Origin of the sequence: Pseudoduganella rivuli (assembly GCF_009674485.1) — a bacterium.
Classification (GTDB): Bacteria; Pseudomonadota; Gammaproteobacteria; order Burkholderiales; family Burkholderiaceae_D; genus Rugamonas; species Rugamonas rivuli_B.
Genome location: NZ_WKJJ01000025.1, coordinates 16275 through 37239, shown reverse-complemented (window position 1 = coordinate 37239; position 20965 = coordinate 16275). Strand labels below are relative to the sequence as shown.

The 20965-nt window shown below is 64.5% G+C and carries 11 protein-coding genes, 1 pseudogene and 1 riboswitch; of the genes and pseudogenes, 11 read left to right on the top strand and 1 reads right to left on the bottom strand.

Annotated elements, in window-relative coordinates:
• Positions 1 to 189: 189 nt before the first annotated feature.
• The 10 genes from GJ700_RS29720 to GJ700_RS29675 all read left to right on the top strand — a co-directional run bounded on the left by GJ700_RS29720 (position 190) and on the right by GJ700_RS29675 (position 17191).
• Positions 190 to 1641, top strand: a complete 1452-nt coding sequence (locus GJ700_RS29720) for an efflux RND transporter periplasmic adaptor subunit (RefSeq protein WP_154380876.1) — start codon at positions 190 to 192, stop codon at positions 1639 to 1641.
• Entirely contained in the window at positions 1638 to 4736 is a 3099-nt protein-coding gene (locus tag GJ700_RS29715; RefSeq protein ID WP_154380874.1) for an efflux RND transporter permease subunit, read from the top strand. Before GJ700_RS29720 ends, GJ700_RS29715 begins: the two co-directional genes overlap by 4 nt.
• Entirely contained in the window at positions 4733 to 7963 is a 3231-nt protein-coding gene (locus GJ700_RS29710; RefSeq protein ID WP_154380872.1) for an efflux RND transporter permease subunit, read from the top strand. Before GJ700_RS29715 ends, GJ700_RS29710 begins: the two co-directional genes overlap by 4 nt.
• Complete coding sequence (locus GJ700_RS29705) at positions 7960 to 9441, top strand: TolC family protein (protein ID WP_154380869.1); 1482 nt, start codon at positions 7960 to 7962, stop codon at positions 9439 to 9441. Before GJ700_RS29710 ends, GJ700_RS29705 begins: the two co-directional genes overlap by 4 nt.
• A gap of 119 nt (positions 9442 to 9560) precedes the next feature.
• Entirely contained in the window at positions 9561 to 12170 is a 2610-nt protein-coding gene (locus GJ700_RS29700; protein ID WP_154380867.1) for a chemotaxis protein CheB, read from the top strand.
• Entirely contained in the window at positions 12167 to 13036 is an 870-nt protein-coding gene (locus GJ700_RS29695; RefSeq protein ID WP_154380865.1) for a sensor histidine kinase, read from the top strand. The genes GJ700_RS29700 and GJ700_RS29695 overlap by 4 nt, the downstream gene beginning before the upstream one ends.
• Positions 13037 to 13112: 76 nt before the next feature.
• Positions 13113 to 15248: a S46 family peptidase gene (locus GJ700_RS29690; protein ID WP_229507324.1), complete on the top strand. Its 2136-nt coding sequence runs from the start codon at positions 13113 to 13115 to the stop codon at positions 15246 to 15248.
• A gap of 67 nt (positions 15249 to 15315) precedes the next feature.
• Positions 15316 to 15939 (top strand): nicotinamide riboside transporter PnuC, encoded by a 624-nt coding sequence (pnuC, locus tag GJ700_RS29685; RefSeq protein WP_154380861.1) that lies wholly within the window; start codon positions 15316 to 15318, stop codon positions 15937 to 15939.
• Positions 15936 to 16460 carry an AAA family ATPase gene (locus GJ700_RS29680; protein WP_154380859.1) on the top strand — a complete coding sequence of 175 codons (525 nt, stop codon included), beginning with the start codon at positions 15936 to 15938 and terminating at the stop codon, positions 16458 to 16460. Before pnuC ends, GJ700_RS29680 begins: the two co-directional genes overlap by 4 nt.
• Complete coding sequence (locus tag GJ700_RS29675; RefSeq protein WP_154380857.1) at positions 16457 to 17191, top strand: hypothetical protein; 735 nt, start codon at positions 16457 to 16459, stop codon at positions 17189 to 17191. The genes GJ700_RS29680 and GJ700_RS29675 overlap by 4 nt, the downstream gene beginning before the upstream one ends.
• A gap of 3 nt (positions 17192 to 17194) precedes the next feature.
• Here the strand turns inward: GJ700_RS29675 and GJ700_RS29670 are convergent, their stop codons facing one another.
• Positions 17195 to 19291, bottom strand: a complete 2097-nt coding sequence (locus GJ700_RS29670) for a TonB-dependent siderophore receptor (RefSeq protein ID WP_154380856.1) — start codon at positions 19289 to 19291, stop codon at positions 17195 to 17197.
• A gap of 52 nt (positions 19292 to 19343) precedes the next feature.
• Positions 19344 to 19455, bottom strand: a riboswitch (TPP riboswitch).
• A gap of 187 nt (positions 19456 to 19642) precedes the next feature.
• Here GJ700_RS29670 and GJ700_RS36410 point away from each other — a divergent pair.
• Positions 19643 to 20950, top strand: a pseudogene (locus tag GJ700_RS36410) (MCP four helix bundle domain-containing protein); the annotation flags it as partial.
• Between the last annotated feature and the right edge of the window lie 15 nt (positions 20951 to 20965).

Below are 20965 nucleotides of genomic sequence, written 5' to 3'. Positions count from 1 at the left end.
TGTGAAAGGCGGTAACCATCGCGGCGATGCCTGCCGGGCAAGGGTGTCATGTCCTTGCAGGGGCGGGCGCAAGGACTGAAGGCCCGTTCTATCGTGCTCCCGGCGTCCGATTGTTTCCGCCAGAAGCATTGCAAAAATAACCCTGTGCTAGTGTCCCATCAGATCCATTTGATCCTCCAGGGAATTGCCATGCAAGCGCCGACACCACCCCAACCTCCCGCAGCACAGCCCCGGCGCAGCCGCCGTTCCACCATCATCGGCGCGGTGATCGCCGTTGCCGCCATGGCGGGTGTGGGCTGGCTGGCGTGGCACTTGACGCACCCGGCGGCGGGCGACAAGCCCGCCATGGGGGCCGCGGGTGCGCCGGGCGGTCCCGGCGGACCGGGAGGGCCCGGCGGTCCAGGCGGCGGGCGGCGGGGCGGCGGCGCCACCACGGTTGGTGTTGCCACAGCGGAACTTACCGATATTCCCGTCGTGCTCGATGCGCTGGGCACCGTGACAGCGGCGGCCACCACCACGGTGCGCCCGCAGGTGTCCGGCATCCTGCAAAAAGTGCTGTTCAAGGAAGGACAGATGGTGCGCGCCGGGCAAGTGCTGGCGCAAATCGACCCGCGCCAGTTCGAGATGGCGCTGATGCAGGCGTCCGGCCAGCGCCAGCGCGATGAAGCGCAGCTGGAAAATGCCCGCCTGACCTTGGAGCGCTACCGCACGTTGCTGGCGCAGGATTCCATTGCGCGCCAGGACGTCGACACGCAAGCGGCGCTGGTCAAGCAGCTGGAAGGCACGGTCATGACGGACAAGGCCAACGAAGGCAGCGCGCGCCTGAACCTCGGTTATACCAAGGTGGTGGCGCCGATCAGCGGCCGCGTGGGCTTGCGCGTGGTGGACGTGGGCAACCTGGTCAGCACGGGCGACGCCAACGGCATCGCCGTCATCACGCAACTGGCGCCCATCGACGTCGAATTTTCCATACCGCAAGACCGTGCGCCGGATGTGATGGCGGGCATGAACGCCGGCGACAGGCTGTCTGCCGTGGCATTCGACCGCACCCGCACGCAGGAACTGGAGCGGGGCGCGTTTGCCGCGCTGGATAACCAGGTCGATACGCAGACGGGCACCATCAAGGCCAAGGCGCGCTTTGCCAATGCCAAGAACACGCTGTTCCCCAGCCAGTTCGTCAACCTGCGGCTGGAATTACGCACCATCAAGGATGCCGTCATGGTGCCGGTCACGGCGCTGCGCCACGGCCCCGGCGGCGATTTCGTCTATGTGCTGAAGGGCGACCGCACCGTGTCGCAACGGGCCGTCACGCGGGGGCAGGCCACCACCGACAAGGTGCAATTGGCCACCGGCGTGCAGGCCGGCGAGCAGGTGATCACCGAAGGCGCGGACCGGTTGAAGGATGGCGCCAAGGTCATGTTGCCGGGTGATAAGCCGCAGCAGGGCGGCGAAGGGCGAAGGGGACGCCGCGGCGGTCAGGATGGAGCAGGGCGCGATGGCGCCACGGATGGCGCGGCGCCGCGCGACGGAGCACGGCGGCATGGCGCCGAAAGCGGACAGGCGGGAGCCGCTGGCGATGGCACCGCGCGGCACCGCCGCCACCGCGACCAGGCCAGCGCGCCGGCGGGATCGACACCATGAGTCCGTCCCGTCCCTTCATCCAGCGTCCGGTGGCCACATCGCTGCTGATGCTGGCCATCGTGCTGGCGGGGCTGGTGGGCTTTAAATTCCTGCCGCTGTCGGCGCTGCCGCAAGTGGATTTCCCCACCATCCAGGTGCAGACGCTGTACCCGGGCGCCAGCCCGGAAGTCATGGGCCAGACCGTGACGGCGCCGCTGGAGCGCCAGTTCGGCCAGATGGCGGGCTTGCAGCGCATGAGTTCCACCAGCGCGGCGGGCGTGTCCATCATCACCTTGCAATTCGCGCTGGGCCAGACGCTGGACGTGGCGGAGCAGGAAGTGCAGGCCGCCATCAATGCGGGCGGTTCGCTGTTGCCGACGGACTTGCCGGCGCCGCCCGTCTACGCGAAAGTCAATCCGGCCGACGCCCCCGTGCTGACCTTGGCCATCACGTCCGACCAGATGCCGCTGACGGAAGTGCAAAACATCGTCAACACACGGCTGGCGCTGAAGATTTCCCAGGTATCCGGCGTCGGCCTGGTGACATTGAGCGGTGGCCAGCGTCCCGCCGTGCGCATCCAGGCCGATACGCAGGCGCTGGCATCGTATGGGCTCGGGCTGGATACCTTGCGGACCGCCATCACGGCGGCCAACGCCAACAGCGCGAAGGGCAGCTTCGACGGCCCCACGCGCTCGTTCACCATCAATGCCAACGACCAGCTGCTGGCCGCCGACGATTACCGGCAATTGATCGTCGCGTGGCGCAACGATGCGCCCGTGCGCCTGCAGGACGTGGCGCGCGTGGTCGACAGCGCGGAAAACGTGCGGCTGGGCGCCTGGTCCGGCAACAAGGGCAAACTGACCCCGGCCATCATCCTCGAAGTGCGGCGCCAGCCGGGCGCCAATGTGATCGCCACGGTCGATGCGATCCGCGAACGCTTGCCGGAATTGCAGGCGGGCTTGCCGGGGGCGTTGAAAGTCGACGTGCTGAGCGACCGCACCAATGGCATCCGCGCCTCCGTCGAACACGTGGAAATCGAGCTGGTGCTGGCCGTGGTGCTGGTGGTGCTGGTGATTTTCGCTTTCCTGCACAGCCTGCGCGCCACCGTGATCGCCAGCCTGGCCGTGCCGATTTCACTGATCGGTACCTTCGGCATCATGTATTTGCTGGGCTACAGCCTGAACAACCTGAGCCTGATGGCGCTGACGATCGCCACCGGTTTTGTTGTGGACGACGCCATCGTCATGATAGAAAACATCGCCCGCTACATCGAGGAAGGCGAATCGCCGATGGACGCCGCGCTGAAAGGGGCGACGCAAATCGGCTTCACGATCATCTCGCTGACGGTGTCGCTGATTGCCGTGCTGATCCCGCTGCTGTTCATGGGCGACGTGGTGGGGCGGCTGTTCCGCGAATTCGCCGTCACGCTGGCCATCACGATTTTGATTTCCGCCGTGGTGTCGCTGACCCTCGTGCCGATGATGTCGGCGCGCTGGCTGAAAAGCCATGCGCATGGTGAGACGGGTTCGAAGGTGGGCGACGCGATCCAGCGCTTTTTCGACAAGGTGATCGTGCGCTACGACACGTCGCTGCAATGGGTGCTGGAACGCCAGGGCATGACGTTGCTGGTGGCGCTGGCCACCCTGGCGCTGACGGTGGTGCTGTACGTCTTCATCCCGAAAGGCTTGTTCCCCACGCAGGATACCGGCCAGCTGCAGGTGCGCATCGAAACCGCGCAAGCCGTGTCGTATGAGCGCATGGCGCAATTGCAGCAAGCCGCCGCGCAAGCCATGCTGCAAGACCCGGATGTGGAAAGCCTCAGTTCCGTGGCGGGCGTGGATGCGGCCAACAACACGATGCTGCACACGGGGCGCGTGCTGGTCAACCTGAAGAAGGACAGGGGGGACCAGCAAGCCATCATGGAACGGCTGAAGCGCCGCGTGGCGGAAGTGCCCGGCGTCACGGCTTACCTGCAACCGACGCAGGACTTGACCATCGATGCGGAATCCGGACCCACGCAATACCGCGTGTCGCTGGAGGGCGCGGACAATGCCACCGTTACGCAATGGGCCGGCAAGCTGGCCGCGCAAATGCAGCGCAAGGCGCAATTGCGCAATGTGGTGTCCGACGCGGGCGCCATGGGCGTCGCCGCGCACGTGGCGATCGACCGCGACACGGCGTCGCGCCTGCAAATCACGGCGGCTGCCATCGATGATGCGCTGTATTCCGCCTTTGGCCAGCGCATCGTGTCGACCATCTTCACGGAAACCAACCAGTACCGCGTGATCCTGGAAGCGCAGCCGGGGAGTTTGAGTACGCCGGAATCGCTGGGCAACCTGCAATTGCGTACCGGTTCCGGCAAGCCCGCGCCGTTGTCGGCGGTGGCCACCGTGACGGAAAAACCGGCGCCGCTGCAAATCACGCACGTGGCGCAATATCCCGCCACCACCCTGGGCTTCGATACGGCGCCGGATATTTCCCTGGGCCGGGCGGTGGAAGCGGTCAAGGAAGCGGCGCGGGAAATCAATTTGCCGCCGTCCGTCACCATGACGTTCCTCGGCGCGTCCGGCGCCTACCAGGCGTCGCTGACCAACCAGCTGTGGCTGATCCTGGCCGCCGTCATCTGCGTCTACATCGTGCTGGGCGTGCTGTATGAAAGCTATATCCACCCGCTGACGATCCTGTCGACATTGCCGTCGGCCGGCGTCGGCGCCTTGCTGGCGCTGCTGGTGACGGGGCAGGACCTGGGCGTGATCGGCATTATCGGCATCATCCTGCTGATTGGCATCGTCAAGAAAAACGCCATCATGATGATCGACTTCGCGATCGAAGCGGAACGCGACCAACACAAGGCGCCGCGCGACGCGATCCACCAGGCGGCGCTGCTGCGCTTCCGGCCCATCCTGATGACGACGCTGGCCGCGCTGTTTGCCGCGGTGCCGCTGATGTTCGGCTGGGGCGAAGGGGCGGAATTGCGCCGCCCGCTGGGCCTGGCCATCTTTGGCGGCCTGATTGTCAGCCAGGTGCTGACGCTCTATACGACGCCGGTGATTTACCTGGCGTTTGACCGGCTGGGACGGCGCTGGCGGGGGCGCAGCAGCGAGGTGGCGGCATGAACCTGTCCGAACCGTTTGTCCGGCGCCCGATCGCCACGGTGCTGCTGACCATCGGCCTGGCGCTGGCGGGGATTGCCGCCTTCTTCGTGCTGCCGGTGTCGCCGCTGCCGCAAGTGGACTATCCGTCGATTTCCGTCAGCGCCAACCTGCCCGGCGCCAGCCCGGACACGATGGCGTCCAGCGTGGCCACGCCGCTGGAGCGGCGCCTGGGCGTGATTGCCGGCGTCAATGAAATGACGTCCAATTCCGGCAACGGTTCGACCCGCATCAGCCTGCAGTTCGACCTGAACCGCAAGATCGATGCCGCCGCGCGCGAAGTGCAGGCCGCCATCAATGCATCCCGCGCCGATTTGCCCGCCACCTTGCGCAGCAACCCCACGTACCGCAAGGCCAATCCGTCCGACGCGCCCGTCATCATCCTGGCGCTGACGTCGCCCACACGCTCGCCGGGACAGATTTACGAAGCCGTCGCCAACGTGGTGCAGCAAAAGCTGGCGCAGGTGCAGGGCGTGGGCGACGTGGAAATCGGCGGCGGCTCGCTGCCGGCCGTGCGGGTGGAAATGCTGCCGTATGCGCTGAACCGCTATGGGCTGGCGATGGAAGACGTGCGCGCCGCGATCCAGGCCGCCAATGCCAACCGCCCCAAGGGCGCGCTGGAAAACCAGGGCCGGCGGCTGCAAATCTATACGCATGCGGGATCCGCCAACGATAGCGACAAGCGCGCCACGGCGGCCGATTACCGCGACCTGGTGGTGGCGTGGCGCGGTGACACCGCCATTCGGCTGCGCGACGTGGCCAGCGTGACGGATGGCCAGGAAAACCGCAACACGCTGGGCCTGTTCAACGGCGACCCGGCCGTCATCGTGCTGGTGACGCGCCAGCCGGGCGCCAACGTGATTGAAACCGTCGATGGCGTGCGGGCGCTGATCCCGCAATTGCAGGCGCAGTTGCCGCCCGACGTGAAATTGCAGGTGGCGTCCGATTCCACCAATTCGATCCGCTCGTCGCTGCATGAAATCGAAGTGACCTTGCTGATTTCCATCGTGCTGGTGGTGCTGGTGGTCAGCGCCTTCCTGCGCAGCGCGCGCGCCACGGTGATTCCCGCCGTGGCCACCGTGGTGTCGCTGCTGGGCACGTTCGGCGCCATGTACATGCTGGGCTTTTCACTGAATAACCTGAGCCTGATGGCGCTGACGGTGGCGACGGGTTTCGTGGTCGACGACGCCATCGTGGTGCTGGAAAACACGGCGCGCCACGTGGAGGCGGGCATGGACCGTTTCAAGGCGGCGTTGCTGGGCGCGCGCGAAGTGGGTTTTACCGTGCTGTCGATCAGCCTGTCGCTGGTGGCGGTGTTCATCCCGCTGCTGTTCATGGGCGGGCAGGTCGGACGGCTGTTCCGCGAATTTGCCGTGACCCTGTCTGCCGCGGTGCTGATTTCGCTGGTGATTTCCCTGACGACGACACCGATGATGTGCGCGTGGCTGCTGAAGCCGGGGCAGCATGGCCGGCAGCAGGGCAGGGTGGCGCGCTGGTTCGAGCGGGCGTTTGGCGTGGTGCTGCGCAGTTATGAACATTCGCTGGACTGGGCGCTGTCGATGCGCTGGCTGGTGATGGCGATCCTGGTGTTTGTCGTGGGCCTCAACGTCTACCTGTTTTCCGCCGCGCCCAAGGGCTTTTTCCCGCAACAGGATACGGGCCAGGTCAATGGCGGCTTGCGTGCGGACCAGAGCATCTCGTTCCAGGCCATGCAGCAAAAGCTGAAGCAGCTGGTCGACATCATTCGCGACGACCCCGCCGTCGCCACCGTGGTCGGTTTCACGGGCGGCGGCAGGGCGGGCGGCGGCTTCATGTTCATCAACCTGAAGCCCGTGTCCGAACGCAGCGATTCCGGCCAGGCCGTGATTGCGCGCCTGCGTCCGCAACTGGCCAAGGTGACGGGTGTGTCGCTGTTCCTGAATCCCGTGCAGGATTTGCGCATGGGCGGGCGCGCCAGCAGTTCCACTTACCAGTACACGCTGAAAAGCGATAACCGCGCGGACTTGAAAAACTGGGCGGCCAGGCTGGCCGATGAAATGAAACAGTCGCCACTGCTGACGGACGTCGACACGGACCAGGCGGAAAACGGCGTGGAAACGTTCGTCCATATTGACAAGGACACGATGACGCGCATGGGCGCCGGCGTGCGCGACGTCGACAATGCGCTGTACAACGCGTTCGGGCAGCGGCAGGTCGCCACCATTTACGATGAGCTGAACCAGTACAAGGTGGTGATGGAAGCGGCGCCGATGTATGCGCAAAGCCCGGAAGCGCTGAAGGATGTGTATGTGCCGGTGAAGGGGGCGTCGGCCGGCGCCGCGGCCAGCGGCGGCGCCAACAGCACGGCCAACAACGTGGCGGCCGCGCGCGACCTGTCGTCCGGCTCCGCGCTCAGCACCAGCGTGAAAGCCATGGCGCCGTTGACGGCGATGGCCACGTTTGCCGAGCGTTCGACCCCGGCTTCCATCAACCACCAGGACGGCGAACTGGCCACCACGGTGTCGTTCAACCTGCCGGAAGGAGTCAGCCTCAGCGAGGCGCAGAAAGCCGTCAAGGATGCGGAAAACGCCATCGGCATGCCCAACAACGTGCGGGGCAGCTTCCAGGGCACGGCGCGCAGCGCGCAGGAATCGAACCAGCAGCAACCGTTGCTGATCCTGGCCGCCATCGTCGTCATCTATATCGTGCTGGGCATGCTCTATGAAAGCCTGGTGCATCCCGTCACCGTGCTGTCGACGTTGCCATCGGCCGGCGTCGGCGCCGTGCTGGCGCTGCTGATGTTCAGGATGGAGTTTTCCATCATTGCGCTGATCGGCGTGTTCCTGCTGATCGGCATCGTCAAGAAAAACGCCATCCTCATCATCGACTTTGCGCTCGATGCGGAGCGGGCGCGGGGGCTGACGTCGATCGAGGCCGTGCGCGAAGCGTGCCTGCTGCGCTTCCGCCCTATCCTGATGACGACCCTGGCGGCCGTGCTGGGCGCGTTGCCGCTGGCCATCGGCTTTGGCGAAGGGTCGGAGTTGCGCCGCCCGCTGGGCGTGGCCATCATCGGCGGGCTGATCGCCAGCCAGTTATTGACCTTGCTGACCACGCCCGTGGTGTACGTCCTGATGGACAAGCTGCGCCGGCCCGGCCAGTCCGAATCCCATTTAAGCCGCCATGCGGGCGGCCCGATCGAGGTTGCGCCATGACTCACCCCATTCAACCACGACACCTTGCGCTGATCGCCGCCGTACTGGCGGCGCTGGCCGGTTGCGCCGCGGCGCCGCCGTATCAAACACCCGCCACCGCCAGCCCTGCCGCCTTCAAGGAAGCGCAGGGCTGGGCGCCGGCCGCACCGGCCGACTTGCTGGACAAGGGACCGTGGTGGACCCTGTTTGGCGATCCGGTGCTGGACCGGTTGATGGAAGCGGTCAACGTGTCGAACCAGAACGTGGCGGCCGCCAGCGCCGCCTATGCGCAAGCCCGGGCGCTGGTGGCGGAACAGCGCGCGCAATGGTTCCCGCAGGTGGACCTGGGCGCCAATGCGTCGCGCAGCGGCGGGGGCGGCGCCACGCGGACCGCCGGCCAGTACCGGGTCAATATCGGTGGCAGCTGGGAACCGGATATCTGGGGCAGGCTGGGCGCCGCCGTTTCCGGCGCGCAGGCCAGCGCGCAGGCGTCGCAGGCGGACCTGGCGGCGGCAACCTTGTCCGCGCAGGGGGAACTGGCGGCCAGTTATTTCGCGCTGCGCGCGGCCGATGCGCAGGCCGCGCTGCTGGACGCCACGGTGGCAGGGTATGAAAAGGCGCTGCGCATCGCGGACAACCGCTTCAAGGCGGGGATCGCCGCGCGCACGGATGTGCTGCAGGCGCAGACGCAACTCGACAATGCCCGCATCGACCGGCTGTCCGTGACGCGCCAGCGCGCGCAGCTGGAACACGCGATGGCCATCCTGCTGGGCAAGGCGCCTGCCGACTTCACGCTGGCGGCTTCCGCGGAGCGGAATCCGCCCTACGGAACACCGCCGCGGACTGCGGACCTGAACGGACCCGCCGCTGTGCCCGTGATTACCGTACCGCGCCTGCCGGACGTACCCGTCATCCCGGCCGGCGTGCCGTCCGAACTGTTGCAGCGGCGTCCCGATATCGCGGCGGCGGAGCGGCGGGTGGCGTCGGCCAATGCCCAGGTGGGCGTCGCGCGGTCCGCATATTTCCCCAGCCTGACCCTGAGCGCATCCTATGGTTTCGGCGCCAGCCAGGTGGCGGGCTTGTTCAGCGCATCGAACAGCCTGTGGTCGCTGGGGCTGGCGGCCGCGCAAACGCTGTTTGACGGGGGCGCCATCAAGGCCCGCGTGGCTGGCGCGGAAGCGGCGCGCGACGAAGCCGTGGCGCGCTACCGGCAAACCGTGCTGGCCGCGTTCGGCGACGTGGAAGACCAGTTGGCGGCCGGCCGCGTGCTGGAACAGCAGCAGGCGCTGCGCCAGAGCGCATCGCAGGCTGCCGACCTGGCGGAACAGCAAATGGTCAACCGCTATCGCGCCGGCCAGGTCGGCTATACGGACGTGGTGCAGGCGCAGGCATCCGCGCTCAGCGCCCGCCGCGCCTTGTTGCAGGTGCAGTCGGACCGCCAGGCGGTGGCCGTGGCGCTGATCCAGTCGCTGGGCGGCGGCTGGCATGCCGGGCGCTGAATCGATGGGCGGGGCGGCAACGGCCAGGTGAAGATATTCTCGCCATGGCTGGCGGGGGCTTTGTATAATCGGCAAACCGAAGCTTCCTTTCCTGGTGTCCGCGCCGGACCCGCAACTTGATGAGCAACCCCAAGAACGTCTTCGCGGAGCAAGCCGAGCCGCCGGGGCCGCCTGATTCGCCCCCATTGGCCCCCCCCTCGATTGAACCGGCACAGGCGCTCACGCCCGTGGTGGGCATCGGCGCATCGGCCGGCGGACTGGAGCCGCTCAGCGCATTTCTCGCCGCAGTACCGGCGGACAGCGGCATGGCCTTTGTCGTGGTGCAGCATTTATCGCGCGACCACGACGGCGCCTTGCCGCAGTTGCTGCAGCGTGCCACGGCGATGCCGGTGCGCGAAGCGTGCAACGGCATGCGCATCGAGCCCGGTTGCGTGTATGTGATCCCCCGCAACGCCGAACTGACCCTGTCGCAGCATGCGCTGGTGGTGGCGGAACCGCGCCAGAAACAGGGTTTGCGCCTGCCGATCGATATCTTTTTCACGTCGCTGGCGCTGGAGTATGGCGAACTGGCCACCGGCGTGGTGTTGTCCGGCATGGGGATGGATGGCACCTGCGGTTTGCGGGCGATCCAGGATGCGGGCGGACTGGCCATCGCCCAGCATCCCGATTCCGCCCAGTTCGCCCCGATGCCGAAAAACGCCATCGATGCCGGTGTGGTGGATATCGTCGAGCTGCCCGGGCGCATGCCCCGGCACATCCTGGATTGGGCCAGCGGCTGCACCCCGCCGCAATGGCTGCGCGAGCCGCGCCTGGCGCACCGGGAAGCGCTGGGCGAATTGCTGGCCATGCTGCACGAACAGACGGGTAATGATTTTTCCGACTATAAGATGAATACCATCATGCGCCGCATCGAACGGCGCATGAACCTGCACGGAGTGAAAACCCTGGTGCAGTATGTGAACGTGCTGCGGGAAAATCCGCCGGAAGTCGATTTGCTGTTCAAGGAATTGCTGATCGGCGTGACCAGCCTGTTCCGGGATCCCCGCGTGTGGGATGAGCTGAAACGCCAGGTGCTGCCCGAGTTGCTGGCCCAGCATCCGAACGGCGCGGATTTCAAGGCGTGGGTGCCGGCTTGTTCGACGGGGGAAGAAGCGTATTCGCTGGCCATCACGTTCAATGAAGTGCTGGCCGAACTGAAGCCCGGCGCCCGCTACACGCTGCAAATCTTCGCCACCGACCTGGACCCGGATGCCATTGAGCGGGCCCGCCAGGGCTTGTTTCCACGCGCCGTGGAATCCGTGCTGCCACCCGAGCGCCTGCGGCGCTGCTTCGCCGAAGAAGATCAGGGTTTCCGCGTCCGCAAGGATGTGCGCAACATGATTATCTTTGCGCAGCAAAACGTCATTTCCGATCCGCCGTTTACCAAGCTGGACTTGCTGAGCTGCCGCAACCTGCTGATTTACTTCAGCACCAGGTTGCAGCAGCAATTGATTCCACTGTTTCACTATGCGCTGAAACCAGGCGGCAGCCTGATCCTGGGGAATGCCGACACGCCGGGCCGGTTTTCCGAATTGTTTGCCGCACGGGCGCCGGGAAGCCGGATTTACCAACGCCTGGAGGCGAGTGGCCAGCGCAGGCTGATTTACTTCCCGAGCCGGGTTGCGCTTGCGCCCCCCGTCATTCCTTATGAAACGAGAGCGGCAAACATGAGCAGCAATTTGCAGAGCCAGGTGGAACAGCACTTGCTCAAGAACCACACGCCGGCGTCTGTCCTGATCAATAAAGAAGGCGACATCCTGTATATCCACGGCCGTACGGGGGCTTACCTGGAGCCGGCGGCAGGCAAGGCCAACTGGAATATCCATGCCATGGCGCGCGAGCCGCTGCGTTATGAACTGGACGACTTGCTGCGCCGCGCCGCCCAGGGTGACAGCCAAGTGGTGCAGCGAGGCGTGCTGATCCAGGACGCGGGCGGGCAGCCTTTGCAGCTGGACATGACGGCGGAACCCTTGCGGGCCGACGACGGGTTGCAGGATACGCTGTTGGTGACATTTTCCACGTCGGTCCCGATGGCCGGCCGCGAGCGCGACCCGGCCGCCCATGCCCCGGTGACGGAGCTGGAGCAGCAGTTGTCGCAAGCGCGCCTGGAAGTGCGTTCCGTGCGCGCTGAAATGCAGGCATCGCGTGAAGAATTGCGCTCCGCCAATGAGGAATTGCAGTCAACCAATGAAGAATTACAGTCGACTAATGAAGAATTGACGACCTCCAAAGAAGAAATGCAGTCGCTCAACGAAGAGCTGTATACGCTGAATGCGGAGCTGCAAGCCAAGGTGGATGACTTGTCACAGTTGAACAGCGACATGAAAAACTTGCTGAACAGCACGGATATCGCCACCATCTTCCTGGACAGCGCCCTGCATATCCGCCGCTTCACCACGCCGGCCACCCAGCTTTACAAGCTGATTGCCAGCGATGTGCAACGTCCCTTGTCGGATATTGTCAATGACCTCGACTATCCGGAACTGGAACGCGATGCGCTGGAAGTGCTGCGCACCCTGATGTTCAGCGAAAAGAAAGTCGCCGCCCGCGATGGCCGCTGGTTTACCGTGCGCATCATGCCGTACCGGACGGCGGATAATGTGATTGACGGCGTGGTACTTACCTTTATCAACATCACGGAAGCAAAGCGCCTGGAAGCGCAATTGCTGGCGTTACAGGGCGGAACATGATGCAAGTGGAACAGGCACAGTTGCGGGAGCTGGCGGAGCGCCGGATCGGGCGTGCGCCGCTGGGCCCCGAAAGCACTGACGTGCTGCGTCAGCGGCACGAACTGGAAGTGACACAGGTCGAGCTGGAGATCCAGACTGAAGCGCTGCTTGAATTGCAGCAGCGCCATGACCGTGCGCAGCAGGAACTGGAGCGCGAGCAGCGGCTGTTCGGCCACTTGATGCGCGACCGTGAAAACGAACGGCAGCGGCTGGCGCGGGAAATCCATGACGACCTGGCGCAAAACCTGCTGGCGCTGCGCATCGATGTCGCCATGTTCGGTTCCCGCACGGCCGGCCGCCACGGGCGGTTGCATGAGCGCGCGGAACAAGTGTTGGGCCACGTGGACGTGGCCATCCGCAAGGCGCGTGGCCTGATCAATGAGCTGCACCCGCCCGTGCTCGAACTGGGCTTGCCGGCGGCCATGGAGTGGCTGACGGCGCGCTTCCGCCGCGAGACCTTGCTGGGCTGTACCCTGAGCGTGCCGGACGACGCCGCTTGCCGGGCGATCGCGCCCGCCACGGAGGTCGCGCTGTACCGCATGCTGCGCGAAGCGCTGGCCAACGTGCGCCGCCATGCGCATGCCACACAGGTGGAGGTGGCGCTGCGCATCAGCCATGGCAACGTCACACTGTCCGTGGCCGATAACGGCATCGGCATCGCCCCGCATATCCAGGGCAAGCCGGACGCGTATGGCTTGCAAGTGATGGCCGAATGCCTGGCGGAGATGGGGGGCGACATGGTGGTGGATGAATACGCGCCGGGGCGGGGCTGCCGCCTCGCGATCAGCATGCCGCTGGCGCAAGCCATGCCGCCGCAGGCGCGCTAGCGGGCGGCCGGGCCGGGCAATGGCCCCGGCCTGGAATGGTCTATACTGCCGGGGCTTCACTACCCGGAGACCCGAATTGTATAAATTGCTAGTCCTCCCGGCCGCCCTGCTGGCCGTGTCCGGCGCTACCCGCGCCGACGAAGGGCAATGGCAGCCGCACCAGCTGCTGCAGCTCAAAGCTGAACTCAAGAAAACCGGCATCGCGATCCCCGCTGAAAAGCTGGCCGACCTGTCGAAACACCCGATGAGCGCCATCGTGTCGACCGACGGCTGCTCCGCGTCGTTCGTGTCGCCCGACGGCCTGGTGGTGACCAACCACCATTGCGCGTATGACGCGATCCAGCGCAATTCCACGCCGGAACATAATTACATCGCCAACGGCTTCCTGGCGAAGACCCGCGCGGCGGAATTGCCGGGCGGCCCGAACCTGCGCGTCTACGTGACGGACAAGGTGGAAGACGTCAGCGCCCGCGTGCTGAAAGGGCTGGACGCCATGTCGGGACGCCAGCGCCACGAAGAAGCGCAAAAGCGCATCAAGGCGCTGATCGCGGAATGCGAAACCGACAAGATGTACCGCTGCTCCGTGCCGAGCTTCCACCGGGGCGCCGAGTACTACCGCATCCGCCAGATGATGATCCGCGACGTGCGCCTCGTCTATGCGCCATCGGACAAGATCGGCAATTACGGCGGCGACATCGACAACTATGAATGGCCGCGCCACACGGGCGATTATTCGTTCCTGCGCGCCTACGTCGGCAAGGATGGCCGTCCGGCCGATCCGTCGCCGGACAACGTGCCGTACCAATCCAAGGACTTCCTGGTGGTGTCGGCGGAAGGCTTGAAGGCGGGCGACGCGATCCTGCTGGCCGGCTACCCGGGCCGCACCAGCCGCTACAAGCTGCCGGTGGAAATCCGCTATGCGCGCGACCACGCGTATCCGCTGCAAGTGGCGGAATACCAGGCCGACCTGGACACCATCGCGGCCGCCACCAAGGGCGACGATGCCGCCGACGTGCGCTATGCCAGCGTGGTCAAGGGCATCAACAACCGGATGAAGAAAACCCAGGGCTTGCTGGACGGCTTCGCCCGCAAGGACCTGGCCGCCATCAAGGATGGCCAGGACGGGGAATTCCGCGCGTGGTATGCGAAGCAGCCAAATAAATCGGCCACCATGCTGGCGGAACTGGACGCGGCGATTGCCGCCGACATGGCGCTGTCGAACGAGGAATTCGCGTTCGCGGTGGCCACCAACAGCGATTTGTTCAAGAGCGCCCGCACCCTGTACCGCCTGGCGCTGGAAAAGCAAAAGCCGGACGCAGAGCGCAAGGCGGGCTACCAGCAGCGCGACCTGTCGTTCATCAAGGCCCGTTTGACGCGCCTGGAACAGTCGTATGACGCGAAAGTCGACCAGGCGCGCTATGCGGCAGGTCTGGCGCGCTATGCGAAGCTGGCGGCCGGCACCCATCCGCAAGGCCTCGACGCGCTGCTGCCGGCCGCGCAGGACGTGGCCGTGCTGTACCAGCAATCGCGCCTGGGCGACACGGCGCAGCGCGTGGCGCTGATGGAGCAGGACGCCGCCGCCTTTGCCGCTTCCGGCGATGCGTTCGTCAAGCTGGCCGTCAAGCTGCACGCACTGGGCATGTCGCTGGAAGAGCGCCGCATGGAAGTCGACGGCAACCTCGAACGCATCGTGCCGCAATACATGGCCGCCGTGATTGCGTGGAAAAAGTCGCAGGGCAAGCCGGTCTACCCGGACGCCAATTCGACCTTGCGCGTGACGTATGGCACCGTGTCGGCTTACTCGCCGAAAGACGGCGTGACCAAGGGCCCGTTCACGACGGTGGAAGGCATCGTGGAAAAGCACACGGGCAAGGAACCGTTCGTGGCGCCACAGGCGCTGATCGACGCGGTGAAAGCCAAACGCTATGGCCAGTTCAAGGACCCGGTGCTGGGCACCGTGCCGGTGGACTTCCTGTCCAGCGCGGATACCACCGGCGGCAATTCCGGCTCCGCCGTGATGAACAGGAACGGCGAACTGATCGGCCTGAATTTCGATTCCACCTATGAATCGATCACCAAGGACTGGTATTTCGACACCGCCATCACGCGCGCGATCCACCTGGATATCCGCTATATGCTGTGGGTGATGAAGGAAGTCGACCATGCCGATAACGTGCTGAAGGAAATGCGCATCAAGTATCCGAAGCGTTGATACCGGGTATCCCGATGCATGGAACGGCGGCTTAAGGCCGCCGTTTTCCTTATAATTGCAAGTTACCATGAACGAATCCTTCTCCCTGCTCGGCTTGTCCACCACGCCGCTCGAACTGCTGTCCTTTATCCTGTCGGTGGCGACGGTATTGCTCAACATCCGCCAGAACCACTGGGCATGGCTGTTTGCCATCCTGTCGTCGGCCACCTATGGCGTGGTGTTCGCCGGCGCCCGGCTGTATGGCGACATGGCGCTGCAACTGGTCTTCATCAGCGTCTCGTTCTGGGGCTGGTACCAGTGGCTGCACGGCAGTTCCACGCATGACAAATTGCCGGTGACGGAACTGGACCGGCGCGGCATCGTGCTGTCGGCCGTGGGCTGGCTGGCCGGCTTTGTCGTGCTGGCGTCGTTCCTGAGGCACTTTACCGATACCGACGTGCCGAACATGGATGGTTTCCTGACGGCGGGCAGCCTGGTGGGCCAGGTGCTGTTGTCCCGCAAGAAAGTCGAGAACTGGCACGTGTGGATCATCGTCGACATCATTTATGTCGCGCTGTACGTGCACAAGCATCTGATCCTGACCGCCGTGCTGTATGGCTTGTTCGTGCTGATGGCGGTGGCCGGCATGGTGGCGTGGAAGCGCGCCGCGGAAGGCGTGGGCGACGCGGACGAAGCGGTGGTCTTGAAATGACGCGGCGCGTCGCCATCGTGGGCGCCGCGTCGGCCGGCAAGTCCACCTTGGCCGCGCGTCTCGCCGCGCACTATGGCACCGTGTGGGTGCCGGAATACCTGCGCGAATTCGTCGACGTCCATGGCCGCATGCCGGTGGCGGCAGACCAGATCGCGATTGCCCGCACCCAGGTGGCGCGCGAGCAGGCGGCGCTGGCGCAGGCGAAGGGCTTCCTGTTTTGCGACACGTCGCCGCTGATGACGGCGGTCTACAGCCGCCACTATTTCGGCGGTATCGACAGTGAACTGGAGCGGCTGGTGCAACGCTGCCGCTATGACGTCACCCTGGTGTGCGCGTCCGATATTCCGTGGGAACCGGATGGCCAGCGCGAACCGCTGGACGAATGCGCCGTCATTGCCGGCTTGCTGTTCGATGAACTGGACAAACGCAACATTTCCTATACGATGGTGGCGGGCGACGCGGCGCGGCGCCTGCTGAAAGCCGAGCAAGTGCTTGGCAAGCCTGCTACAGTTGGGGAATGACTAGAAAACTCTTCGCGGCAATCACACTGTGCGGCTTCCTGCCATGCGCGCAGGCGGCGACCGGTTATTACCTGGTGTCCGTCTATGACGTCGAAGGCCAGCACGGCATCGACTACAAATACTGGAACGCGGACTACACGAATTCTTCCAGCAGATCTTCCCCTGAAATCGGCTACAGCTACGGCGTGACGTCGCGCTGGTACACGGAATTGAGCGCGGTCTGGTTCCGCGCGCACGGGCGGGATGGCAGCGAACTGTCAGCGTTCAGCTGGCAAAACGATGTGCTGCTGACACAGGGCCAGTATGCGGCGGACGTGGCGCTGCACACCGAGCTTGCCCGCAGCACGGACAAGCCGCATGTGACCAGCCTGGAAATCGGCCCCGTGCTGCAAACCGAGTATTACCGCACGCAGTTCAACGCGAACCTGTTCCTGCAACGGGATGTGAAGGGCAAGCCGGGTGCGGAAACACAGTTGGCCTACCAGTGGCAAATCAAGCAGCGCTGGAAAAGCTGGCTGCAGCCCGGCATTCAGGGCTTTGGCGAAGTGGGGAAGTGGAATGACTGGCTGCCCCGTGAACGGCAGTCGCACCGCGCAGGGCCTGCCGTGTTTGGCAGCGTGGACGCGGGGCCCGGGCAGGAAATCAAATATGAGGCGGCCTGGCTGGTCGGTAAAAACTCTGCGCGCAGTGCGCAGAGTTTTACCATGCGGGTGCAGTACCTGTTCCGGTGACGCTTAGAAGTCGACCTGCGCCGACAGTTTATAAGCGCGGTCGCCGCCAGGGAACAGGTAGCCGCCCAGGTCCGGCGTGACGTCGCGCCAGTAGAACTTGTTGGTGGCGTTGCGCACCGATGCGCGCAGCACGGTCTTCACGTCACCCACCTTCATCGCATACGACGCACCCAGGTTCAGCACGCCGTAGCCCGGCACGAACACCGTGTTGGTCTCGTTGAAAGCCTTGCGGCTGGCGTATTGCCAGTTCGCGTTCAGCTTCAGGCCATCGATTTGCGGCAGCGCGTATTCCGCCCACAGCGACGTCTTGAACTTCGGCACGTTGGTGACGCGCTTGCCATCCATGGCAGGATTGCCGGTGCCGCTTTGTTCCGTGTCCAGCGCCATGGCCGTGAACCACAGTTTCAGGTCGCGCGTGAGCTGGCCGTTGGCGCGCATTTCCAGGCCGCGGTGCTGGCGCTCGCCGCCCCGTACGAAGGTGCTGGCGGCATTGATGTAATCGAGGCCCTTGCGGATCTGGAACACGGCCATGGCCAGGCTGATGTCCTGGCCGATATCGGCCTTCACGCCCAGCTCCACCTGCTTCGAGACGGACGGCGCCAGCGCATGGCCGACATTGGTGGTGCCGATCGGCGCCACGTCGCCGTATTCCAGGCCCTTGGCCCAGCTGGCGTAGGCGGTGGCGTTGGCTTTCGGCGCGTAGACCAACGACAGGTTCGGCAACAGGAAGTTCTCGTCCACTGGGGCGACGCCGGCTTCGTTGCGCTTCAGTTGCGCGCTGCGCACACCGGCATGCAGTTTCAGCTTGTCGGTCAGGCCGACGACGTCCTGAACAAACACGGCTTGTTCGCGGTCCGCGCGGCGCTCCGACACGGGGCCGGTGCCGCCCACGGCAGGCTTGACGACGACGGGCGCGTACAGGTTGCTGGTGCCGGCGTAGTCGTACAGGTAGTCGCCCCATTTCTCGCTGTTCCGGAACCATGACCAGCCAACCGTCACCGCGTGGCGCAGTTCACCGGTGGCGAGCTTGCCTTGCAACATGGCTTGCGCGGCTTGCGGCGATTTGCGCTCGCCCGTGCTCTGGTAATCGTACACGTCGAAGTCGCCATTGCCGCAGAAGCCCGGATACAGGTCTTGCGCGCCGCAGCCATACGGGAAGGCGGCATAGTCGTCGCGCTTGAACGAGTGGCGGTTGGCCGAGACGGTGGCGCTCCAGTCCTGGTTCAGTTGCACCAGCAGGCGTGCGCCGATGTTGCTGGTCTCGGTTGTGACAGGCTTGCTCCATGGCTGGGCGTTGAGCTGCATGTCGGCCGGCACGTTGGGGAACGTGGCGTTGTTAATCAGCTGGAAGCCGGGCGCCGTCACCTGTGCTTTTTTCTGGTAATCACCATCGATTTGCAGCAGCGCATCGGGCGTGATTTGCCAGTCGAACGCGCCGGACACAAAGTTGCGGTGGCCGTCGGAACCCTTGATGTACGAACGCAGGCGCTCGCCGGCCACGTTGATGCGGTAGCCGAAGCGGGTATCGGCGAAGCGGCCGCCCAGGTCCACGTGCCCCAGCAAGGTGCCGCGTTCGCTGGCTTCCACCGTCACGCTGCGCAGCGGCGTCGACGTCGGGCGTTTCGTCACGTAGTTGACCACGCCGCCCGGCGCCGCCACGCCGGCCTGCAAGCCGGCCAGGCCTTTCAGCACTTCGATGGCTTCCTTGTTTTCCAGCGGGATTTGCGTGTCGCCGGAAATCGCCAGGCCATCCTTGCGGTAGCTGTTGGCGTTATTCAGCTTGAAGCCGCGGATCGAAAATTGTTCGGCATAGCCGACCGCGTTATACGCATCGCTGATGCTGGCGTCGAATTTGGCCGCATCGGTCGTGGTGCGGATATTCAATTCCTGCATTTTTTCACGGTCCAGCACATTGACGGACGCCGGCGTCAGCAACAGCGGCACGTCGCCAAAGCCGCCGACGGCAGCATGGGTGCCGGGCAGCTTGGTGCCGGTGATGACGACTTCGGCCATGGCCTGGTCTTCGGCATGGGCGTGGACGGCAAAGGCCTGGGCCACCGCCAGCGCGGCGGCGGATACTGCGAATTCTCGTTTGAACATAGTGGCTCTAAAAACTTGTGAGCCAGCGGAAGAAAGGGAAACGGCGGAAGGGGGTATCGGCGCGACGCTTTCCTTCGCTGGCATTATCCAGATCAGGTACGGAGGGTATCTCTCACCCAGGCCGCTTGTTCATGACAAAGCGCCCAGGACCCCTAGCGAAGCGGCAAGTGTAACACAAAGGCACGGAACCCCTGATTCACCGCCACGCCAGCCCTGCGCCGCCCTCGTGATAATTGGTGATAATTGCCCGGGCAGGGGCAGCGCATAATCGGCCAAGGCGGCGCATATTGCGGCAGATCATCATGCGCATCCACATATCGTTATTAAAACGCGACCGGACGTGGAGGAAGTATGAGGAACTTGAAAATCGGCACCCGCATGGCGCTGAGCTTTGCCGTATTGCTGGCGCTGATGACGATGCTGGCGGTGATCGGACTGGGCCGGATGGCGGACATCCAGGACAAACTCGATGACGTCGTCAACGACAACATGGTGAAAATGAACCTGATCAGCCAGATGACGGACACTATCCGCGTGCGCGCCATTGCCGTGCGCAACGTGGTGCTGCTGACCGATGAAACCGAGTCTGCCGCCGAAGTCAAACGCATCATGGATGAGCGGGAAAAATATGACCGCTTCAGCAGCCAGCTGGCGGACAAGGTGAAAAGCGACACCGGCAAAGCATTGCTGGCCCGGATTGCCGAAGCACGGGCCGAGACCTTGCCGCTGATGGAGCAGGTGATCGTGTTGGGCAAAGCCAACAAGAATGACGAAGCGATCAGGATGTTGATCAAGCAAGTCCGCCCGGCGCAAAACAAGTGGCTGGCGGCGCTGTCTGAACTGGACAATTTCCAGGCGAAGAACAATGCGCAAAATGCCGAGCAAGCCATGCAAGCCTATACCGGCGCGCGCACGTTGATGCTGTCGCTGACGGCGCTGGCGATTGCATTGGGCGTGGTGATCGCCTGGCTCAGCACGCGGTCGATCACGGTGCCGATGCGGGCGGCGGTCAAGGCTGCCGAAGGCGTCGCCAGCGGCGACTTGAATTGCCACATTGAACTCAATTCGCGCGATGAAGCGGGGCAGTTGCTGGCGGCGATACGCCACATGGTGGGCAAAATGACGCAACTGGTCCATGGCCAGCAACAGGCGGTGGAAGCGGCCAACCGGGGCAATTTCGACGTGCGCATCGACCTCGCCGGCTTGCAAGGCTTCCAGAAAGAGCTGGGCGACGGCTTGAACCAGTTGATGGGCACCACCGGCGCGTCGATTGCCGACGTGGTGCGCGTGATGGGGGCGCTGTCCGAGGGTGACTTGAGCAAGAAAATCGACAAGCCATACCAGGGCGCGTTCGACGAATTGAAGCGCTATGCCAACAATACCGTGGACAAGCTGAACCAGGTGATCGATGGCCAGCAGCGCGTGGTCGACGCCGCCAACAATGGCGACTTCGCGGCCCGCGTCAAGCTCGACGGCTTGCAGGGTTTCCAGAAAGACCTGGGCGAGGGCTTGAACCGGCTGATGAGTACGACGGGGGCGTCGGTGGCCGACGTGGTGCGCGTCATGAGTGCGCTGTCCGAAGGCGACTTGAGCAAGAAAATCGACAAGCCGTACCAGGGCGCGTTCGATGAATTGAAGCGCTATGCCAACAACACCATCACCAAGCTGAACCAG